The sequence below is a fragment of the Arthrobacter sp. NQ7 genome (assembly GCF_029581595.2).
GTDB lineage: Bacteria > Actinomycetota > Actinomycetes > Actinomycetales > Micrococcaceae > Arthrobacter > Arthrobacter phenanthrenivorans_B.
This window is the reverse complement of sequence record NZ_JARFXU020000002.1, coordinates 222,012-242,002: the sequence shown is the minus strand read 5'-3', so window position 1 is coordinate 242,002 and position 19,991 is coordinate 222,012. Positions and strand designations below refer to the sequence as shown.

The window sequence follows — 19,991 nt, the reverse complement described above, 5'->3', positions numbered from 1 at the left end:
TGTTCACACGCACGAATTATTTCAGAGTTGGCGGAGTGTCCTGTCGTCTTATATAAGACGCTAGGGGCGTTGCAACCAGACGCGCAATTTAGAGCTCCAGACCAAGGCGGGCGTCATTGCGGGCAGGGCGCCAATATGTATGAGACGAACATGGGGAAGGACGGCGCGAGTCTATGGAGACAGCATTGCGGGGACGAATCGGTCAGATGGAGGAAGCTGAGGGCCTGCAGAACAGTTGGCGCCGGTTGGCATTCTGGATGCTGAATGCGGTGATCGTCGTCGCAGGTGCCTCGGTCGCCTTTGGGAGAATGCCGTGGGACGCGCAGCGAACTATTTGGGCCGAAGATGGCGGGATCTTCCTTAATGATGCGCTGAATGGCAGCGGATGGGCGGGAATCTTTTCGCCCTACGAAGGGTACCTGCATATTGTTCCTCGACTGGGTGCCAATTTGGTTGCGAGTTTTGTTCCGGTCCAGGGGTATGGGATCGCGATGAATTATGCGAGTTGCCTGGTCGTATCCCTCGTGGCCTTGTGCGTTTTCTACTTATCGAAATCCGTCGTCGGAAACACGCTCATCAGGGTGTGCCTGGCTTCTCTGGTTATCTTCGTCGCGCCTGGTCCGCTGGAAACGCTGGCAAACTTCGCCAACGTTCACTGGTATCTCCTCTGGCTTACTCCGTGGCTCTTAATGGCGCAAGCGCAAAGCCGGGCCGGCCGATTTGGCCTTTTTGCCCTGTCGCTTCTCGTGTCTCTTACCGAGATATTGTCGCTCTTATTTGTTCCGTTGTTTCTTTACGACTTACGCAATCGGTCCAAGTGGTTTGCGCGGACGGGGTTGCTCCTTGGTCTCCTGTGCCAGGTTTTAACTACGCTCAGTTTTCCTCGATCGCCATCTTCGGGCTACCCAGTTAACCTTTTGTCCGTGCTTGAAGGCTGGTTCCTTAACAGCAGCAGCGCCCTGATGTTTGGGAACTCAGTCACTATCGCTGGCCTTATCCAGGCTTACGGTCCGTTGCCGATAGTTTGCGCGGCCATACCGTTCCTTGTGGTCTTCATCTTTATCATGTGGAAGGGAAATTCAGTTCACCGCCTTGTCGCGGCGGTCATGGTATTGGCTTCGTTTGGTACTTGGGCGGCAACCCAAGTCGTCAACCCGCAGTCCTTTTTTGACTACTCGACCTTCACAAACGCAGATTGGGACAGGTTCTTTTTGTCCCGCTATTCCACAGCGCCGTCGACTTTCCTACTGGCCCTCCTGCCGCTGGCCGCTGCTGTTTTGGCGCCTCTTTCCCGCGCGGCTGCCGCGGCCATCCTCGGCGGCTTCCTGGTCCTGCAACTTGTCTTTTTCTTTCCCACTGTTGTGGCGCGGACTGGTGGTCCGGTGTGGAGCGACGGTGTTAACGCTGGACGTGCCGCCTGCCAGCAGGACCCGGGCCTGGCAGAGGCAGGAGTCCAGATTGCACCAAAGGGATGGTTTGCAGACAAAGTGTACGTACGGTGCGATAAGCTTCGGGACGAATGACGGCAGGGCGTTTACTAGGCTTTCCCGCTAAGGTGACGTCTGAGCACAACTATTTGGAACACCGCGACAGCGGCTTCAGAAAAGGCCATCCCCCAAACCACTCCGGCGACTCCTAGGCTAACTGCCCCCAAAAGTATCAGAGGCGTCCCCAGGGCGGCGCCGACCAGGGTGGAACTTGCCAGCTCGCGTGCCTTGCCTATTGGCACCAGACATGCAAGTCCGATAATTTGAGAAACTGCCACCGCCGCAAAGCTGACACCCACCGGAACGCTGAGACTGTATCCGAAATTGTTGGAGCCGGGGACAAGAAGTTGGGCTGCCCACGGCCCTGCCGCGGCAAGAACAGAACCCCCCAAAACTCCAAGGATCGGCGCAAGCTGCGAGGCCCTTTTGATCCTATGGTCAGAGGCGCCAGCGCCTCCGTCTGGAATCCATCCCTGTACGAATTGCAGGATCGGGGAGAAGGCTGTGACCGCAAAGCGAAAGAGCCGGTCAGCGATCGCATAGCTTGCCAATTGCGTCGGAATGATCGCATTGACTACCAGCATGGGTAAATTGACGTAAAAACTCCCTGTAGCTGCTGTGATAACTCCATGTCGTTGCTGCGCCATTTGACGAAGGGAATTCCGCGGAGAGAAGTTCGCAGTAAGGCGCCCTGCACCATCACGGAGCACGACGGTGGAACTAATGACCACCGCGATGAGGTTGAAGACCAATTGTGTGGTGACCAACAACGTGAAGTCCCTGGTTGCTACCAAGACCCCTACGCCCGCGACTGTGCCGAGCAACTGTGGCAGAGCGTCAAAAAGAAAGAGCCTCATCGGGCGTCCCTCGCCAACAAAATACCAGGAAGCTCCAACGAAGGGCATCAAGTATGCAGCTGAGGCCAGGGTAACAAAAAGGGCTTCCCTCGGCCGGAGCACTGCCAGGAGGATCATCATTACGGGAGCTGCCACGCAGAGTAGGTAAGAGCGTGTGATTAGCGAGTCCAGAAAGAGCTGGGGGCGTTCCTTACTGTCAAGGGAAGCAACGAGACCTGGGCCTACCGTCCCCCAGCCGAATGCGACGACCACGCCAAACAGTGTTGCCAGAGTCTGCACAAGAACCTGGACGGCCCAGGCATCGGCGCCGACCACCCGCGTAATGATCGGAATCGCGAGGAGCCCGACTACAGTTCCCGCGCCCACAGTTAGTGCGAAGGTGCCTACGCGAAACAGTGCGCCTATGATTGCCTTCACGACGCTAAGACCAACCTTTCATTCACAGGCGCAGCTTCAGCACCAAAGTCTCCAGCTTAGAGCAGCGGGAGGTCCACCAGGTCCGCGAGTCGGCGCCGTTCCACTAAGCTGTATTGGTAACTCGCACCGCAAAGTCAGGATGGTCCATGTCCGTAGCAGCCGTAGTTGTGTCCTTCAACAGACTGGACTACCTGAAGAAGTGTCTGATGGCTTTGGAGGAGCAGACTCGGCCACTGGACGAGATCATCGTGATCGAAAACGGGTCTACAGACGGCAGCGCCGAATACGTCAGGACCAGTCATCCGGGGATAACTCTCTATGAGACGGGCGCCAATCTTGGCGGCGCTGGAGGTTTTGCGTGGGGTATTGAACTGGCGTTGCAGCGCGGTCATAGCCTTGCCTGGTTGATGGACGACGATGCCGAGCCGCACAGAGACGCGCTTGAGCCCTTGATGCGGGCCATGGAGAGCGAACCTCGGCCGAGCTTCGCCGCGCCTCTGGTGGAAGACGTAGATGGGGCAGTCGTACAGGGAAACCTGCCAACCGTTAGTACCGATGCAACTGCTCAGCTGGCTGCACAGAAACTGGGCGGAATTGCGCTTGCCCATACGACATTCGTAGGTGTTCTGATTGATTTGCGGTTGGCAGCAGCGATGCCGCTTCCATACGCCGACTTCTTCATCTGGTTTGACGATGTTGAGTATACGAAACGGCTGGCACAATCGTCGTTCGGCATCCACGTCGTAAGCGCCCGGATGATCCATCCGAACAACGCTGGACTGAAGGACATGGGCTGGCGGCTCTACTACTACCTTCGAAACCAGTTGTGGCTAACGCGCCTTAACCCGCGCCCCTGGTCGCTGACCCAGCGTCCAGTGTTCCGTTTCGCGGAACTCTTTGTGCTGGCCATTCAGCAGTTCCGGGTTGCGAAAGACAAAAAGCAGTGGTTGTCGGGCACCTTCAAGGGTCTCAGCGAAGGGATGCTCAGGCTCCCCGCTGTGCTGCAGCCAGGCGACTTGTTCCGTACTCTGGACGCTGAAAAGCGTTATCAGCTCAGCAGCAGGGCTTAGTCAAGCCCCGGCTGGAGGGCCGGCAAGTACGTCGTGGGCGGTCAGGGTGATCCTTTCGGGCTTTCCCCCAACGTTGGGACTATTGTTGCGTTGAGCCTGCGAAGCGCCGAAGCGCCACACTGAGCAAGATTTCAAAGGCCCGCATGTTCGAGACAGTTCCGTTTCGGCTGCCGCTGATGATCAGCCGTACAAGCGGGAACATCCGGGGGTGCGCATACGTACGGAGGCTTCCGGGCAGATCAGCAGGGCGCCCCGGGGTGTCAGGGCCCATCCGGTCGAGCAATGTTTTGGCCATCAGCGTCCGCCACCCCAGCCCGGTCTTGTAAATGATCCTGCAGATGCTCCGCGGTGACGTACTACCCTCGTAGCGTTTTACAAAACGGAGAGTATTGCGGACCGACGTGGGCAGGCTCTGGCGCGACTCGCCAACTACGTTGTGGCTGTGCTGGATGTAGTCCTGCAGGACAACGTCTTTAATAGTTATTCCTCCGCTGGCGAGGGCACAGAGTCCGATCCAGTGATCGTGGTACTGGGACGGCGTGGCGAGCGACGGAAATGGGAGGGCCAGGTCCAGGACTTCGCGACGAAATACACAAAGAGACCCGGTTACCTGGTTATTGGCAATGAGGTCGGCAGCACCGACGCTTTTCCTGTCGGTGAGGCGGCCCTTCGTTGGATCCTGGTCGGTCGCGGAAACATCCGGCGGCACTACCCGTGCTTGACCCGTCACCAGAGCAGCGCCGGCCAGGCCGGGGAGTAGGCTTTCGAGTTTTTCCGGATACCAGTAGTCGTCCTGGTCGCTAAGAGCCACCCAACGGGCATTCTCGGGAACCGCCTTGAGTGCCCGCTCGAAGTTGTGGTGGAATCCGAGCCGGTCCTCGAAGCCGAGAACGCGGAACCGCTCATCGTCGCCGCAGGCGCGCTGCACCATGGCCGCTACGCGTTGGTAGTCGCCATCGACGGAGATGAGGCAGACGAAATTTTTGTGCGTCTGGGCCTGGATGGAACGTAGCTGGCGCGCGAACATGGGTTCGTCCGGTTGGTATGCAGCCAATGCGATGGCGCCGAAAGAGGAGGCAAAACCATCTGCGTCGGAATTGTCCGGGGACGGATACGGATACGTTGTCATCGGGTTGCAAGCCTCCTGCCCAGAGCAATGAAGAAGGCACGAAGGAGCATGACCCTCGCCCGGAGAATTACCCCAACAGGGCGACGGGATTTGGGCGTCGTATTATCGTCGTGGAGCCGGCGTGAAACAGTCGGTGCTGCCACATGTATCATCTCCCGGTTGAGGTTTGCCACGATTGCGATCCACTGATCGTGGGTTTCAGTAAGGAATTCGGGGAACGGGAGAATTAGTTTCTTTGCTGCGGCTTTGAATGCCATAGTGCAGCCGTAATACGGCCGGATGCCGATCCACGTCGTTACCAGGTTTGCTGCCCAACGCCCGCTGTCCGACTCTCTAAGCTGCACCTTGTGGTACCTGTTGGCCGGGCCGCCAAACACGGTGAAGTTGCTTGCAGCAAAGTCTTTGGTCTGCAGTGCAGCGATCAAAGTATCAACGCGACCGGCCAGCCATACGTCATCCTGGTCCGACAGCATGATGTATTCGCCCCGGCTGGCAGCTATGGCTCTTTCAAAACTGGCAACGTAGCCCATGTTCTCCGCGTTTGGCAGGAGAACGATGCGCGGATCCTGAAGTCGGCGGACGACGTCGGTCGTAGAGTCCTTCGACGCGTCGTCGACGATGATGAGTTCGTCGTCGGGTGACAGTTGGGCAAGGATGGATTGAATCTGCTCCTCGACGTACTCCTGACCGTTGTAAGTGGCCATACAAACGGAAACACGCACTGCCCCGTTCCCGCTCATGCGCTGATCTTGCGCTGGAACGAGGGATCGATTTTGCCAAGCCGTCCAAGCCAGCCATCCACGAAGCCACGGCCAAAAGCCCGGTACTGTCCCTTGCGGTTGGCTCCATACAGCATCCTGAACACGTCGCTTTCGACTTGGAAGCGAAGCCTGCGGATCAGCCAGACTGGGAACCTCGAACCATACTGCCGCCAAAGGTGAATATTGTTCCGGGTCATGTAGTACACCCGAAAGGGCGCATGTGAATGGACGTGGCGCTTGCGGCCCAGAACCGAAACGTGCCAACCGAAAACCATCATCGGCTGTGCCTGGCCCAAGGCATGGGTCATGTTGCAGCCCTTACCCACCAGGGTCGCCAGGCCGTGGGACCTGACTCGAAGGTTGTACTCGGAGTCGACGCAGTCGATGAACAACCGTGCGTCGAGCATGCCGGCGGTCTTCAACGTGGAAACCGGGATGACAGCCCCCGACTGAAGGGGGTCGAAGGCTTCTGGAAAGCGGGCCCTCCGGGCGAGCAGGGGGACGTTCAGTCCGTTGTGCGATTGGGCGCTGACCAGCCCGACTTCGATTCCGTTGGCCCGGGCCTCCTCGAAGGTATCCAAGGCGGCTGAAATGTAGCCGTCGTCCAAAGCGGAGTCCTGGTCGAGAGTGACCACGAAGTCCGGAGACCAGGCTTCCAGTGCCACCTCGATGCCTTTGTTCAGTGCCGCCGCGATCCCGACGTTGTCGGGCATGCGCACCACCGAGCATCCCAGGTTTTCCAGTTCCTGAAGAACGTTGCTGGTTTGTTGCATATCCGAGCCGTCGTCCACCACCACGGTATGAACGACCTGCTTGTTGAGCTGCTTGACCCTCTCCGGGAGGTCCAGGGGAGGGTGGAATGCTGAAATTACAGCCACCACCCGCGGGTCACTCTGGTGCGTCACGTCTTATGGTTCCTTCTCGCTCACCGAAATAGACCGTTCCTGTGCGTCAGGGAACTGTCAGACAGCAGGCTTCAGTCTATCGCTGGCCGCAGGGACCCTCCATTCGGTCGCCCGCGGTCTCGGGCCCGCTCTTCGGCCAAGCCGGCCGGAGGCAACGCGGTAGCATTGACGGGGTGCTCATCTCCGGGCAGACAGATCCAACCCCTGTGAATCTTCAAGAAAAGGACCTACCTGGCACATGGCCATTGATGTATTGCTTCCCTATTACGGGGACGTCGACCTGATGAAACTTGCGGCCCAAAGCGTCATGAGCCAGCAGTTCGAGGATTGGCGCCTCATTGTGGTCGACGACGGGTACCCCAGCCCGGAACCCCAGCGCTGGTTCGAATCCATCGCAGATCCCCGGGTCACCTACCAGAAGAACGAGACAAACCTTGGCGCCAACGGTAACTACCGCAAGGCCCTGGAACTCGCTGAAGCCCCCATTGTCGTGGTCATGGGCGCGGACGACATCATGCTGCCGAACTACCTTGATGTCGTCGCCAAAGCGTTTGAAACCTACCCGGAAGCCAGCGTTGTGCAGCCGGGGGTCCAGGTCATAGATGAACAGGGGATTGCCTGCACCCCGTTGGTCGACGCTGTCAAGAAGATCTATGCACCCAAAACCAAGGAGCGCGTCCTCCTGCAGGGCGAAAAGATGGCTACCAGCCTTGTTCGCGCGGACTGGGCCTATTTCCCTTCCCTTGCATGGCGTACAGATGTCGTTCGCCGCATCGGTTTCACTGAGGGTCTTCATGTGGTCCAGGACCTGGCCCTGTTGCTGGACATTGCCGCCGAGGGCGGCTCCATGGTGGTCGATCCGACCTTGGCATTCCTCTACCGCCGTCACTCAGCCTCAGACTCATCAGTGAAGGCTTTGGATGGCCGTCGTTTCGATGAGGAACGGGCTTTCTTCGAGGGCCAGGCGCGCCGGTTCCGTGAACTGGGCTGGCAGCGAACAGCACGTGCGGCTGCTTTTCACACCACGTCACGCCTGAACGCAGCTACTTTGGTTGCGCGTTCACTCGCTGTTGGAAAGACTGATTCCCTGCCGCGGCTGTTGAAGCACGTGGTTTCGTAACAAGTCCTGGCTGATTCAGGTGGCTATCGGTTTTGACCGGCAGCCACCTGAATAGGTTAAAGAGTGGTTTCGGGCGGCCTTGCATCGCTCCGCGCTTCACTGGGCGGCGCTGGCTGATCAAGTTTCCGGCCCGTTTCCAGTTCTTCGACCTTGAGCCGAAGTATTCCGACTTCCTCAGCCAGAACCCTGATCTCATCTTCGGCCTGTGACTGCTCGAAAGACAAATGAAGGCAGACCAAAACGAGCAACAGCAGTGCCATCGCAAATAGGAGATTTGAGGGTACCTGCACGCCGAGAGCGCCGCTGGCCCAGAAGAGTAGCTGCGGGAAGGCAACCAGGACCAGCATTCCGATACCGATGATGATCCAGAGAACCGCGTACTTCTCCCGCAGGTGACGCCGGCGGAGCATCTCAAAGATGATGAGCAGAATGACCAGCACAAAGATAAAGCCAACGAGGGTGGCCATGTGAACTCCTAGTTGGATGACGGGTCGTTCTTCTTGCGCGTTAAAGCGAAGAGAAGGGCAAAGGCGGACCGGCCAAGGTAGATAGCGGCCTTCACCGGGTCGTGGCTCGGCGTTCCGCCCTGGCGCTCCCGCATTGCTACCCCAACCTGGCGTACGGTGCAACCGGACCGGATGGCCACAACCAGGGAGTCGATGGTGTCGCCGAGGTACTCGGCCGGGTAGTGGTCGACATATTGCCGGATAGCCTTTGCATTGGCGGCGCGGAACCCCGAGGTTACGTCGGTCAAGCGGGTTCCTGCAATGTTTGATATGGCCCAGGCCAGGACATTCATGGCCCACTTACGTGGTCCGCGTACCGTGTAGTTACCTTTGTCCGCGAAGCGGGCGCCGATGACGATGTCGGCTTCCCGAAGCCCGTCGAGAACAGCCTTAATGTCCCGGGGATCGTGCTGGCCGTCCGAATCTACCTGGATGACCTGGGTGTATCCATGCATCTTCGCGTATTTGAAACCGGTCCGCATAGCTCCGCCCACGCCCATGTTGAACGGGAGCTGGACTACTAAGGCTCCCGCCTCCCGGGCCACCCGTGCAGTGCTGTCACGCGACCCATCGTCCACGACGAGGACATCGCACTCAGGCCCGAACTCGAAAACTTCACGGATAGTATTCCCGATGGCTTCCGATTCATTCCACGCTGGCATGATTACCAGAGTGCGCTGCGGCTGGTGTGCCGGGATCATGCGGTTTCGACGCCTGACTTCAGATACGCTGCCAGCCGTTCGTCGGCATCTGCAGGATCAAATCCGGTCGCCCGTGCCTTCGACAGGTCCAGGGCGCTGGACAGCGGCCGCGGGGCAGCCTTCTTGTCCCGGAAATAGTCTGCGGTCGTTACGCCCGTGACGTCACTCCTGGAAGCGCCTGACTGCTCGAATACATCCGCGGCTATCTCCGCCCAGCTTTTCACTTGTCCGTCGTTGGTGAAGTTGTAGGTGCCGTAAGGGGCTTCCGTCGCCAGCAGGTGCCGGATGAACGCTGCGATGTCTTCGGTGAAACTCAGCCTGCCGGTCTGATCGTTTACGACCGAGGGCTTGACGCCTCTGCGCGCCAGGTTGGCCATCGTTCTTACGAAATTATTGCCCTCGCCAATGACCCAGCTGGTCCTGACGATGTAATGGCGGGGAACAACGCTTGCCACGGCGTCGCCGGCGGCTTTGGTCTGGCCGTAGACGCCCAGGGGAGTGAACGGCTCCTCCTCGCTGTGGCTTTCACGGCTGCCATCAAAGACATAGTCCGAGGACACGTGGACGAGGGTGAGGTTATGCTCGACGGCGGTACGCGCCAAGTGAGCCACGGCTGCAACGTTGAGGGACCAGGAGGCCGCCCGTCCTTCCGCCGTCTCTGCGGTGTCGACGGCGGTGTAAGCGGCAGCATTGATGATCGCGGAGTAGTTCTTCCAGTTCCGGCCAGTAAAGCTGTCCGCCCTGGTGAGGTCGAACTCAGTGCGGCCTGCAAACTCAACGGATGTGTCGCCGTCGTACTGGGCGCGAAGTGCCTTGCCCAATTGCCCGTCGGCACCCAGCACAAGGACTTTTTTGGCCGGCATCGGGGTGACGTCCGCCATGCGCGGGTGCGCTTTGTCCTTGTCCGAGAGTTCAGCCCGGTCGAGCGGGATCGGCCAGTCGATCGCAGCGGTCTCATCGGCGAGGTTGAGGAAGGTGTATTGACCCTGCGCATCCGCGGACCAGTGGTCGTTCACCAGGTACGTGTAGGCAGTATTGTCCTCGAGCGTCTGGAACGCGTTGCCCACGCCCCGGGGAATGAATATTGCTTGGCTGGCGTCAAGTTCGGCCGTGAAGACCGTGCCAAACGAGGGCCCTTCACGAAGATCGACCCAGGCTCCAAAGATGCGGCCCGTGGCAACCGAGATGAACTTGTCCCACGGCTCGGCGTGGATCCCGCGGGTGGTGCCGGCCTTTTCGTTATAGGAGATGTTGTTCTGGACGGGCCGGAAGTCAGGCAGCCCGAGCGTCACCATCTTCGCCCGCTGCCAGTTCTCCTTGAACCATCCCCGGTTGTCTCCGTGGACCGGAAGGTCGTAGAGTACGACGCCGGGAATGGGTGTTTCGTGCGCAGCAAGCTTTTTCGAAAACTCCAAAGACATGGATTACTGTCCCTGTTCCTTGTACTTCGCTTCAGTAACGGCCTTCTGCGGGCGCCACCAGTCCTCGTTATCCCGGTACCACTCAATGGTGGCTTCGATGCCTTCGTCGAAGTTGGAGAACTGCGGTTCCCATCCAAGCTCGTCGCGCAATTTGGTGGAGTCAATGGCATAGCGCAGGTCGTGCCCGGGCCGGTCGACAACGTGGTCGTAAGCATCCGGGGCCTGGCCCATGTGCTTGAGGATAAGTTCAACGACCTCTTTGTTGTTCTTCTCGCCGTCGGCCCCGATCAGATAGGTCTCGCCGATCTTTCCCTTGGCGATGATCGCCAGCACGGCCGAGGAATGGTCGTTGGCGTGGATCCAGTCCCTGACGTTCTCACCTTTGCCGTAGAGCTTGGGGCGGATCCCATCAATAACGTTGGTGATCTGACGGGGAATGAACTTCTCCACGTGCTGGTAAGGACCATAGTTGTTGGAGCAGTTGCTGATCGTGGCCTGAAGGCCGAACGAGCGTACCCATGCCCGTACCAGGAGATCGGAACCCGCCTTGGTGGATGAGTACGGGCTTGACGGGTTGTACGGCGTCTGCTCAGTGAAACGCTCAGGGTCATCCAATTCCAGGTCGCCATAGACCTCATCAGTTGAGATGTGGTGGAAGCGTTTGTTGTGCTTGCGTGCTGCTTCGATAAGGGTGTAGGTGCCGATGATATTGGTGTCCAGGAACGGACGCGGATCGTGCAGGGAGTTGTCGTTGTGCGACTCGGCTGCGTAGTGGACCACAACGTCGGAATCGGCCACCAGACCGTCGACTACGGAGGCGTCAGCGATATCGCCCTGTACGAAGGTGAACCGTTCCTGCGGGAGGCCCTGCAGCGACTCAAGGTTGCCTGCGTAGGTCAGCTTGTCCAAAACCGTGACGTGGTCTTCGGTGTTTTCCAAAACGTAGTGGACAAAGTTCGAGCCGATAAAGCCGGCTCCGCCGGTCACGAGAAGTCGCTGCATAATTCCCTAGACTACCGGATTTGCTGCTGCCCTTAGCGAAGGGAAAGATGGGGGCATGCGCGGAATAATACTTGCCGGCGGAACCGGCTCCAGGCTTCATCCCATCACCCTGGGTGTCAGCAAGCAATTGGTACCGGTTTACGACAAGCCGATGATCTACTACCCGCTGTCCACTCTGATCCTGGCAGGGATCCGGGACATCCTTATCATCACCACCCCGCACGACGCGGACCAGTTTGAACGGCTTCTCGGGGATGGCTCCCGCTTCGGGGTCTCCATAACCTACAAGCAGCAGCCTTCCCCTGATGGCCTGGCGCAGGCATTTGTGCTCGGAGCCGACCACATCGGTGATGACACTGTCGCGCTGGTCCTGGGTGACAACATCTTTTACGGCCAAGGGATGGGCACCCAGTTGCGCCGGTTCAAGACCATCGACGGGGGAGCAGTCTTTGGCTACTGGGTCAAAGATCCTTCCGCCTACGGTGTTGTGGAGTTTGACGGCAACGGCAAGGCGCTGTCCTTGGAAGAGAAGCCGGCGGCGCCCAAGAGCCATTACGCCGTTCCCGGGCTTTATTTCTACGACAATGATGTGGTGGATATCGCCAAGAATTTGAAGCCATCTGCCCGCGGCGAACTGGAAATTACGGACGTTAACCGGGTCTACCTCGAGGCTGGAAAGCTGCAGGTTGAGATTCTGCCGCGCGGAACGGCGTGGCTCGATACCGGGACCTTCAATGACCTCAACGATGCTTCGAACTTCATACGGACGGTCGAGAACCGGCAGGGCCTGAAGATCGGTGCCCCTGAAGAGATTTCCTGGCGGCTCGGATTCCTGACCGATGATGAGCTTCGTGAGAGAGCAGAACCACTGGTCAAGAGCGGCTACGGAGCGTACCTACTGGAACTCCTGGCCGAGAAGTAATCCTGGCAGCTGACACAAATAGGGGGTGAAGCCTTGGCTTCACCCCCTATTCGTTTGCCTAGTAAGTCAAAGTACGGCATCCCAACTGGGCGTTGTACGAGGCGAAGACTGACACTGCGACTCCATAGGTGCAGACGCGGTACTGTCCGCGGGCCGTAACCGGGACGGATGTCGAATAGCCATGGTCTCCCACAGTTTGCAGTGCACTGTTGACGTCGGGCCGCTTGAGGTTGGCCGTGAACGGGTAACCCTTAGTGCTGCCATCGGGGTATGTGATGTAGACGTGGACAGGATTCGAGAGAGCGGGCAACGCCGGGTCCAAAGTCCACCCTTGGCTAACCACGGCTGCTTGCCCATTAGTTACCTGGATACCTGCGCTGTCCAGAAAGCCTGCTGTAGGGGGAGTGGCTGCAACCGATATGTTCTTGCAGCCGAGGAGTGCAGGTCCGGCGGAGACCGGGGCCGCACCGGTGGCTCGTACACAGACGGAATAGGTGCCGGTGGAAGTGATGGCAAGCGCGGCTTGGAAACCATGGTCGCCGACTGTGCCTAGTGCCGCATTGACGTCAGGCCGCTTTTGGTTGGCTGCGACGTTCACCGGACTGGGGTTTGTCACCGGTATTCCGTCCTTGGCGGAAATATAGACACTCGCATTAATGCTGGTAGCCGGGACGGTGGGGTCCAGGGTCCAGCCACTTACTTGCAGACTTGCCGTATTCGCAGCCAGATTGAGGGCCAGCGAATCATAGCTGCCAATGGGGGAAGGGTTCGACCCAACGTTTACTGCCTGGCAGCCGAGCGGGACATTTGAATTCTGGCCAATCGCATAGGTGCAAGCCTTGTAGGTTCCCGGTGCCGTAACAGGAATCTGGTAGTCAAAGCCATGGTTCGCGCCCAACCCGGTGGCTGCCTGAACGTCCGGTCGTGAGGTATTCGCGGTCATGCGATAGCCGGTGGTCGTTCCATTTGGTGCGGTTACATAGGTATCGGCAAAGGATGAAGCTCCAGGGTTTGCCTGATCCACGGCCCACCCCCGTAGCTGCAGGTTGACGCTGTCCGTACTCCGGACTTGTCCAATGCTGTCGAAATTACCCATTGGCACTCCGATTCCTGTGGCGGTCACACTCTTGCATCCGAGAGGTGTGTTGCCGAAGGTTCCAATGGAGTAGGCGCAGGCCGAGTACGTTCCCGAGCGGGAAATTGGAATAGTGCCGTCAAAGCCGTGGGACGGGCCATAACCGAGCGCCTGGTCCACGTCAGGCCGCGAAGTATTGGCGATCCAAGGGTATCCGGTGACCGTACCGTCTGGCGCTGTGACATAGACGTGCGTCTGGTTGGAAGAGTCAGTATTGGCAAGGTCGACAGACCATCCCCGGGCGCGGAGGAAGAACTGTGTGCCACTCCCACCGACGGACAGATCATCGAAGCTTCCGGTTGGGTATGCGGCACCGGCAAAACGCTTGAGGGACGTGTAGTCCCCGTTCCAAACATTTGAGTCTCCGGAAAAAGGTCCGGTGCTGCTGTACTGCCAGACGCTGTACGTGCCCCAACTGGCGGTGGGGACGGCTCCAGCATTGTCTGTTGGTGCGCTGGGGTATGCAGCGATCCACAACGGGTAGTCGCCGAATCCTCCAGGATTGCCCAGGCACTGGTTCCACCAACTTGTGTTTGTGTAAATCATCGGCAGCCGGCCGGTCAGCGACCTCATGGTATTGCCAAAGTCCTGGACCCAGGATGCCAGCTGGGCTGGAGACATGTTGTAGCAGGTGTTGCCGAAGTAGAAGCCATTGATTGTCCGGCCCTCATAGGGGTTGAATTCAAAATCCAGAACAGGCGGCATCGTGTAGCCGTCGGCTGACCAGCCGCCTCCATTCTGGACAAAATAGCGTGCCTGGTCGGCGCCGGAGGACCAGTTGGGAATTGCGAAGTGGTAGGCACCCCGGATCATGCCAACGTTTCGTGCGCCCTGGTACTGAGAGCCGAACAGGTCATTGGTGAAGTAGTTTCCCTCCGAAGCCTTTACGTAGGCAAACCTTGCACCCATGTTCCACTGCTGCTGCCAGTCGACGCTGGTCTGGTGTCCGCTGACGTCCAATCCCTGTACACCGAAGGAAGGCATCCATGTGCCCTCTGTTGCAAGGGATTCCGCATTAAGCTTCTGAAGAGTCCCCGAGGGGGACGAAGAGGTCACCCGCTTGGAGCGCTGCCCCATCTCCGCTCCACCGGGGCCGATCGCCTGAGCCATCGATTCCGCAGCTGCAGGTGTCGGCGAAGAGGCTGCAGTTGTCGATGAAGAGGCGACAGGGGAAGGCTGCGGCGAGGATGTGGTTGTTGGTGCCGGCCCGGGAAGCGTAGGCGTGGGGGAGGCCGTTGGTGTCACCGGCGAAGAGGTGGCAGTCTGCGAGGGAGCCGGACTGGGCTCGACGGCGAAAGCGGCTCCGGTTAGGCCAGGGCCAGTCAACAACGAGACGGCCAGCAGGCCAGCCCCGAAGGACGTCATGATCGGGCGACGGGACTGAGACAGGTTCCGTTTCATATGTGCTCCGGAGACAATGCGGCGCTCCCCCAAGCGCCTCTATGGATACTGCTCAGGTGCTTTCCCCCAGGAAGGCACCTGATAGTGCTATTTCGATAAATAACGCGCTCACCATAGCACCAGTGTTACTGGGGTAACTAGTGATTCTCCTGTTACTGATGTGAATCTTGCGCAGGTCCAAGCAAAATCTTGAGGTGCTGACCGGATCCTGCGTGTTCATGTTTATCCACATTGGCGATGGGATGACTTGTTGCGGGGGGCACCTCTATTTAGGCTTGGACCCAGTCGCACTGCCTCCGCCGGGGGCGGCAGTCGTTTGGGGGAACAAATGGACGCGCTGGGAATAGTCGAGGACGAAGTCCGTGAGCTGATCCGCCGCCGCGGACTGGATCCCTTGAGGCAGGCAGGCGAGGTCCGCCGGCTGGTTGAAGCCGCGGTCACGGACTATGACGAGCGCGCATTGCTGGGACCCCTTCCGCCGTTGGGTCCGCTTGATGCAGCCCGTCGCTTCCTCTTCGATGCGGTGGCAGGGTTTGGAGTACTTCAGCCACTCCTGGACGACCCCACGGTGGAGGAAATCTGGCTTAACGCACCCAACGAAATCTATGTGGCGCGCAACGGCGAGTCCGAGCTCACTTCTTTGAGCCTCTCAGAACAGCAAGTGCGGGACCTCGTGGAGCGGATGCTTAAGAGCTCCGGGAGACGACTGGACGTGTCGTCCCCGTTTGTCGACGCCGCATTGCCGGACGGTTCAAGGCTGCATGTTGTGATTCCGGATGTCACCCGCCGTCATTGGGCCATGAACATCCGCAAGTTTGTTGTTAAGGCCAGCCGTCTCGAACATCTTGTTGATTTGGGAACACTGACGCCGCAGTCCGCGCGCTTTCTTGGTGCGGCAGTAGCAAGCGGACTCAACATCCTGGTATCAGGCGCGACCCAGGCAGGCAAAACCACCATGCTGAACTGCCTGGCTGCCAGCATTGGAAGCCGGGAACGCGTCATTACAGTGGAGGAGATCTTTGAACTGCAGTTTCCTCTCAGGGACGTGGTGGGTCTTCAATGCCGCCAAGCCAACCTGGAAGGTGAGGGTGAAATTCCGCTCCGCCGCTTGGTGAAGGAAGCGTTGCGGATGCGTCCGGACCGCCTGGTAGTTGGAGAGGTACGGGAAGCCGAGAGCCTGGATATGCTGATCGCACTTAACAGCGGTCTTCCGGGCATGTGTACCGTCCACGCCAACTCGGCCCATGACGCCGTCACCAAGATCTGCACCCTTCCGTTACTCGCAGGGGACAACATCTCAAGTGCTTTCGTGGTGCCCACGGTGGCCTCTTGTATAGACCTCGTGGTGCACTGCAGCAGACACCCCGATGGAAGGCGGCAGGTCACCCAGATCCTTTCGCTGGGCCGGCGCGTGGAAAATGGCATCATCGAGTCTTCACTGGTCTTCGCCCTGGACAACGGCGTCCTGCAGGCCCGGGCAAACGCCATGCCAGCAGCAGAGAAGTTCTCACGGGCGGGCTATGACGTGGCTGCACTGCTGGATCCGCGATGATGTCCGCACTGATGGGAACCACCGCGGGTATAGGTCTTTTCCTTATTTGGTGGTCCTGCTGGGAAATACCCGGCCGCGGGAACCAGGACCGCAAGCCTGGCCGCCTCTCTGAGCTGCTTGCCGGAGCGGGTGTAGATAAGGTGTCAGTCCGTGGCCTGGTTGGCACCTGCCTGGGGCTCGGGGCCTTCGTTGCGCTGGTGTTCTTCGGGGTTAGCCGCTCGTGGCCCCTTGCCGTCTGTTTCGGGCTTTTCGGTACGTGGTTACCCGTCACTGTCCTCCGATGGCGCGCGAAGAAGAGAAGGGCAATGCTGCGCCAACTCTGGCCCGACGTCGTCGACCACCTCCGATCCGCCATCCGGGCGGGCCTGCCCCTGCCTGAGGCCCTTATTCAGCTTGGAGATAAGGGTCCTGAGGAATTGCGCCCCATCTTTCGTGAGTTCGGTGCCGATTACCGGGCCGGAGGCCAATTTGACGGGTCCCTGAATAGACTTAAACAACGGTTGGCGGACCCCGTGGCTGACCGCATCATCGAAGCGCTAAGGCTGACACGGGAAGTGGGCGGCTCCGACCTCGGGAAGCTCCTGGGAACGCTTGCCGAATTCCTCCGGGAGAATTCCCGAACACGAAGCGAACTTGAGGCGCGGCAGTCCTGGACGATCAATGCGGCCCGACTGGCCGTTGCGGCGCCATGGATCGTGATGATCCTGCTCTCCACCAGGCCCGAAGCCATCAGGGCCTACAACACTCCCATGGGCGCCGGGGTTCTGCTTGGCGGCCTCGTAGTGTCACTTATCTGCTACACCGCAATGCTCAAGATCGGTGCCTTGCCGCAGGATGAAAGAGTGCTCCGATGATAGTGCTGTCCCCTGGCGCAGTGCTCTGCGGAATCGGCCTTGGTCTCGGGTTATGGCTCGTAATCTTCCGCGCGCCTCCGATGCGCGCCACAACGCTCTCTGAGCGCATAGAGCCCCAACTGAAGTCTCACAACCTGGAATCGAGGCTTCTGGCCGCTGGTGAGCAGAATTTGACTCCTTTCGGTCCGCTTGGACGGATTCTTCGTCCTGTCGTGAAGGACTGGCTCTCCTCTTTGGGGAAGCTCAATCCCTCGCCGGGGGCTACCGGGCGGCGACTCACGCAGGCAGGAATCAATAAATCGCCCCTCGATTTCCGGGCAGAGCAATTGTTGTGGGCTGCGGCCGGTTTTGTCGCCGCACTGATCGTCGTCCTTTTGGGAGCAGCAGCAGGCAGGTTCAGCCCTGTCCTTGCGGCTGCGGTAATTATTGGCAGTTCTGCAGGGGGCTTTGCACTTCGGGACTATTGGCTCGGTGTCCAGGTTCGCCGGCGGGAAGGGCGGATGATGGCGGAATTTCCCGGCCTTGCAGAGCTCATGGCGCTCGCCGTGGGTGCGGGGGAGAGCGCAACGGGAGCATTGGACCGCGTTTGTCGGAGCGCCACTGGTGAGCTTTCAAAGGAGTTTTCGAGAATTCTCGCTGAGACAAGGGCGGGGAAGCCTTTGATCCTCGCCCTCCAGGAATTCTCTGCCCGCACCGACCTCGCGCCTCTAGTCAGGTTCGTTGACGGCATCATCGTGGCGGTGGAAAGGGGAACACCCCTTGCGGACGTGCTTCGTGCGCAGGCACAGGACGTACGTGATTCAGCCAAACGGGACCTCATGGAGGCTGCAGGCAAGAAAGAGATCGCCATGATGGTGCCCCTGGTCTTCGGAGTCCTTCCCCTGACCGTCGTATTTGCTGTCTTCCCCGGCATCGCCGCAATCAACCTGGGCTTCTGAACGGCAACGGCGATTGGAAACCGCAGCTTTGACTAACTATCCAAACTCCCATTCAGCAACCAGACAGGACGCAAGATGAATTCCATGGGAACCCTCTGCCTGACGCTGCTGCTTGGCCTCGCGGCCCTAATGCAGCTCAATTGGACCAGCACCGCAAGGTGGCGCCGCCTTCGGCGCGGCCAGTTCGATGTGCCCGTAAGGGGTCGGCTGTCACTAAGCCGCGCCGGTGACAACCCTGAGCGCGGTGACGTCCCGGGTTGGGTGATGATCACCCTGATGTCCGCGGTCCTGGTTGCGGCTCTGCTTGCGCTCGCCGGACCAGCCCTTGAAGCGATGTTCAACCAGGCAATGGACAAGGTGGGGAACTGATCCAGGGGAGGGTCCTCTCCAGGCCCGGGCCGCCGCCGGAGCCGGCCCGGCCCAGCGAGCGGGGTTCAGCGGTAGTGGATTTCGTCCTGGTCGGTGGGCTGCTGACGATGTTTTTTCTCGCGATCATCCAGCTGACGCTGGTGTTGCACGTACGGAACACCCTCATCGATGCTGCTGCGTCGGGTGCCCGGTATGGCACACTCGCTGACCGCAGCGCCTCCGATGCCGAGGAACGGACCCGGAGCCTCATCGGTACGGCGCTGAACCAGAGCTTTGCTGAACAGGTAAGCACCCGGGAAGTAACGGTGCGGGGGATGCGGACGCTTGAGGTCACAGTCAGGTCTCCCATGCCGGTCATCGGGTTGATCGGCCCGAGGGACATGCTGGAGGTGACGGGCCATGCCGCTGTCCAGCCCTGACCCCTGCAGCATGAATCCAACTCCTGCTTCCACCAAACATCGCTCAAAGCTGGCACGGCTTGACGGCCGGGTTGGGCAGGTGATTTGCCGCACGACCGCTGGGGGCTTTGGAAGGAAAGAGCTGTCGCGGTGGCGGGCAAGAGGGGAGGAACCAGGCTCCAGGCAGCCTCCCATGAACGAGCAAGGCAGCGCGGTGGTCGAGTTCGTATTCCTTGCTCTCCTGCTGATGGTCCCATTGGTCTATTTCGTCATCACCGTCGGCCAGATCCAGGGCGGTTCCTTCGCCGTGGTGGGCGCTGCAGACCAAGCCGCCAAAGTGTATGTTGCCCAGCCTGATGCTTCCAGGGCCCAGTCGGCCGCCGAACAGGCCGTGGCCCTGGCGCTTTCCGACTTCGGCCTTGAGGCAGAACGGGCCAGCCTGGTCACCACCTGCAATCCCTCCGACTGCCAGGCTGCCGGGACGACCGTGACGGTCACCGTCAGTCTCACCATCCCCCTGCCGTTCGTACCCTTCGCTGACGGGCTGACAGCCACCCAGGTGGAGGCCTCCTCCACCCAGATCGTGGGCAGGTACAGGTGAGGCGCAGGGAACCGGATGAAGACGGCCAGGTTCTGGTGATGATTCTTGGCTACGTCGTCCTTGCACTCTTGGTCGCGACAGTGGTCATCGGCATCAGCGCCGTCTACCTGGAGCACAAACGACTGCTCTCACTTGCGGATGGGGCCTCGCTTGCCGCTGCTGACAGCTACACACTGGGCGAAGTCGCCACCCAAGGTGGAAGTCCGTCGGCTGTGCTCAATCCTGCCCGGGTCCGTAACGTCGCTGCCGACTTCGTGGCCAGAAGTCCCGCGGCCCAGCGCTTTTCCGAACTTGCCGTGACAGGGGAAACGGGAACACCGGACGGTTCCACCGCCGTAGTGGTCCTGTCCGCCGCCGTGCACCCGCCCGTGGTTAATTTCCTTATTCCCGACGGCATCCGCATTGAAGCAACATCGACGGCACGCTCGCGGTTGACCCGGTGAAT

The 19,991-nt window shown here is 59.5% G+C and carries 20 protein-coding genes; 11 read left to right on the top strand and 9 right to left on the bottom strand.

Features of this window, described 5'->3' with window-relative positions; genetic code table 11:
• Positions 1 to 173 precede the first annotated feature (173 nt).
• Positions 174 to 1,523, top strand: a complete 1,350-nt coding sequence (locus PUN71_RS03955; RefSeq protein ID WP_043450713.1) for a hypothetical protein — start codon at positions 174 to 176, stop codon at positions 1,521 to 1,523.
• A gap of 14 nt (positions 1,524 to 1,537) precedes the next feature.
• Here PUN71_RS03955 and PUN71_RS03950 read toward each other — a convergent pair whose 3' ends face one another.
• Positions 1,538 to 2,761 (bottom strand): lipopolysaccharide biosynthesis protein, encoded by a 1,224-nt coding sequence (locus tag PUN71_RS03950; RefSeq protein ID WP_277797420.1) that lies wholly within the window; start codon positions 2,759 to 2,761, stop codon positions 1,538 to 1,540.
• Positions 2,762 to 2,907: 146 nt separating this feature from the next.
• Between PUN71_RS03950 and PUN71_RS03945 the strand changes: the two genes are divergently transcribed.
• Positions 2,908 to 3,831, top strand: a complete 924-nt coding sequence (locus PUN71_RS03945; protein WP_277797419.1) for a glycosyltransferase family 2 protein — start codon at positions 2,908 to 2,910, stop codon at positions 3,829 to 3,831.
• A gap of 79 nt (positions 3,832 to 3,910) precedes the next feature.
• Here the strand turns inward: PUN71_RS03945 and PUN71_RS03940 are convergent, their stop codons facing one another.
• From PUN71_RS03940 to PUN71_RS03930, 3 genes are read right to left on the bottom strand one after another with little or no spacing between them, the layout of a single operon-like run.
• Entirely contained in the window at positions 3,911 to 4,960 is a 1,050-nt protein-coding gene (locus PUN71_RS03940; RefSeq protein ID WP_277797418.1) for a glycosyltransferase, read from the bottom strand.
• Entirely contained in the window at positions 4,957 to 5,700 is a 744-nt protein-coding gene (locus PUN71_RS03935; RefSeq protein WP_277797417.1) for a glycosyltransferase, read from the bottom strand. The genes PUN71_RS03940 and PUN71_RS03935 overlap by 4 nt, the downstream gene beginning before the upstream one ends.
• Entirely contained in the window at positions 5,697 to 6,599 is a 903-nt protein-coding gene (locus PUN71_RS03930; protein ID WP_277797522.1) for a glycosyltransferase, read from the bottom strand. Before PUN71_RS03930 ends, PUN71_RS03935 begins: the two co-directional genes overlap by 4 nt.
• A gap of 265 nt (positions 6,600 to 6,864) precedes the next feature.
• Here PUN71_RS03930 and PUN71_RS03925 point away from each other — a divergent pair, with 265 nt between their 5' ends.
• Complete coding sequence (locus PUN71_RS03925; RefSeq protein ID WP_277797416.1) at positions 6,865 to 7,746, top strand: glycosyltransferase family 2 protein; 882 nt, start codon at positions 6,865 to 6,867, stop codon at positions 7,744 to 7,746.
• A 56-nt stretch (positions 7,747 to 7,802) separates the two neighbouring features.
• Here the strand turns inward: PUN71_RS03925 and PUN71_RS03920 are convergent, their stop codons facing one another.
• Genes PUN71_RS03920 through rfbB form a run of 4 tightly spaced genes read right to left on the bottom strand, consistent with a single transcriptional unit; the run spans position 7,803 to position 11,376 of the window.
• Positions 7,803 to 8,213 carry a DUF2304 domain-containing protein gene (locus PUN71_RS03920; RefSeq protein WP_043450719.1) on the bottom strand — a complete coding sequence of 137 codons (411 nt, stop codon included), beginning with the start codon at positions 8,211 to 8,213 and terminating at the stop codon, positions 7,803 to 7,805.
• Between the two features lie 8 nt (positions 8,214 to 8,221).
• Entirely contained in the window at positions 8,222 to 8,953 is a 732-nt protein-coding gene (locus PUN71_RS03915; RefSeq protein WP_043450720.1) for a glycosyltransferase family 2 protein, read from the bottom strand.
• Positions 8,950 to 10,374: a sugar nucleotide-binding protein gene (locus PUN71_RS03910; RefSeq protein ID WP_277797415.1), complete on the bottom strand. Its 1,425-nt coding sequence runs from the start codon at positions 10,372 to 10,374 to the stop codon at positions 8,950 to 8,952. The genes PUN71_RS03915 and PUN71_RS03910 overlap by 4 nt, the downstream gene beginning before the upstream one ends.
• 3 nt (positions 10,375 to 10,377) lie before the next feature.
• Positions 10,378 to 11,376 carry a dTDP-glucose 4,6-dehydratase gene (gene rfbB / locus PUN71_RS03905; RefSeq protein WP_043450722.1) on the bottom strand — a complete coding sequence of 333 codons (999 nt, stop codon included), beginning with the start codon at positions 11,374 to 11,376 and terminating at the stop codon, positions 10,378 to 10,380.
• 55 nt (positions 11,377 to 11,431) lie between these two features.
• On the opposite strand from rfbB, the gene rfbA reads away from it, so the two are divergent.
• Positions 11,432 to 12,298, top strand: coding sequence for a glucose-1-phosphate thymidylyltransferase RfbA (gene rfbA / locus PUN71_RS03900; RefSeq protein WP_043450723.1), 867 nt, complete (start codon positions 11,432 to 11,434; stop codon positions 12,296 to 12,298).
• 58 nt (positions 12,299 to 12,356) lie between these two features.
• Here rfbA and PUN71_RS03895 read toward each other — a convergent pair whose 3' ends face one another.
• The gene (locus tag PUN71_RS03895; protein WP_277797521.1) at positions 12,357 to 14,417 is read right to left on the bottom strand and encodes a lysozyme; all 2,061 of its coding nucleotides are present in this window, start codon (positions 14,415 to 14,417) and stop codon (positions 12,357 to 12,359) included.
• A 745-nt stretch (positions 14,418 to 15,162) separates the two neighbouring features.
• Between PUN71_RS03895 and PUN71_RS03890 the strand changes: the two genes are divergently transcribed.
• From PUN71_RS03890 to PUN71_RS03860, 7 genes are all read left to right on the top strand, one after another.
• The gene (locus PUN71_RS03890) at positions 15,163 to 16,386 is read left to right on the top strand and encodes a TadA family conjugal transfer-associated ATPase (protein ID WP_277797414.1); all 1,224 of its coding nucleotides are present in this window, start codon (positions 15,163 to 15,165) and stop codon (positions 16,384 to 16,386) included.
• Positions 16,383 to 17,240, top strand: coding sequence for a type II secretion system F family protein (locus tag PUN71_RS03885; protein WP_277797413.1), 858 nt, complete (start codon positions 16,383 to 16,385; stop codon positions 17,238 to 17,240). Before PUN71_RS03890 ends, PUN71_RS03885 begins: the two co-directional genes overlap by 4 nt.
• The gene (locus PUN71_RS03880) at positions 17,237 to 18,178 is read left to right on the top strand and encodes a type II secretion system F family protein (RefSeq protein WP_277797412.1); all 942 of its coding nucleotides are present in this window, start codon (positions 17,237 to 17,239) and stop codon (positions 18,176 to 18,178) included. The genes PUN71_RS03885 and PUN71_RS03880 overlap by 4 nt, the downstream gene beginning before the upstream one ends.
• A gap of 75 nt (positions 18,179 to 18,253) precedes the next feature.
• Positions 18,254 to 18,547, top strand: a complete 294-nt coding sequence (locus PUN71_RS03875) for a hypothetical protein (protein ID WP_277797411.1) — start codon at positions 18,254 to 18,256, stop codon at positions 18,545 to 18,547.
• 74 nt (positions 18,548 to 18,621) lie between these two features.
• Positions 18,622 to 18,966, top strand: a complete 345-nt coding sequence (locus PUN71_RS03870) for a TadE family protein (protein ID WP_277797410.1) — start codon at positions 18,622 to 18,624, stop codon at positions 18,964 to 18,966.
• 172 nt (positions 18,967 to 19,138) lie between these two features.
• Positions 19,139 to 19,546: a hypothetical protein gene (locus PUN71_RS03865; protein WP_349361799.1), complete on the top strand. Its 408-nt coding sequence runs from the start codon at positions 19,139 to 19,141 to the stop codon at positions 19,544 to 19,546.
• The gene (locus tag PUN71_RS03860; protein WP_277797408.1) at positions 19,543 to 19,989 is read left to right on the top strand and encodes a pilus assembly protein TadG-related protein; all 447 of its coding nucleotides are present in this window, start codon (positions 19,543 to 19,545) and stop codon (positions 19,987 to 19,989) included. Before PUN71_RS03865 ends, PUN71_RS03860 begins: the two co-directional genes overlap by 4 nt.
• Positions 19,990 to 19,991 lie beyond the last annotated feature (2 nt).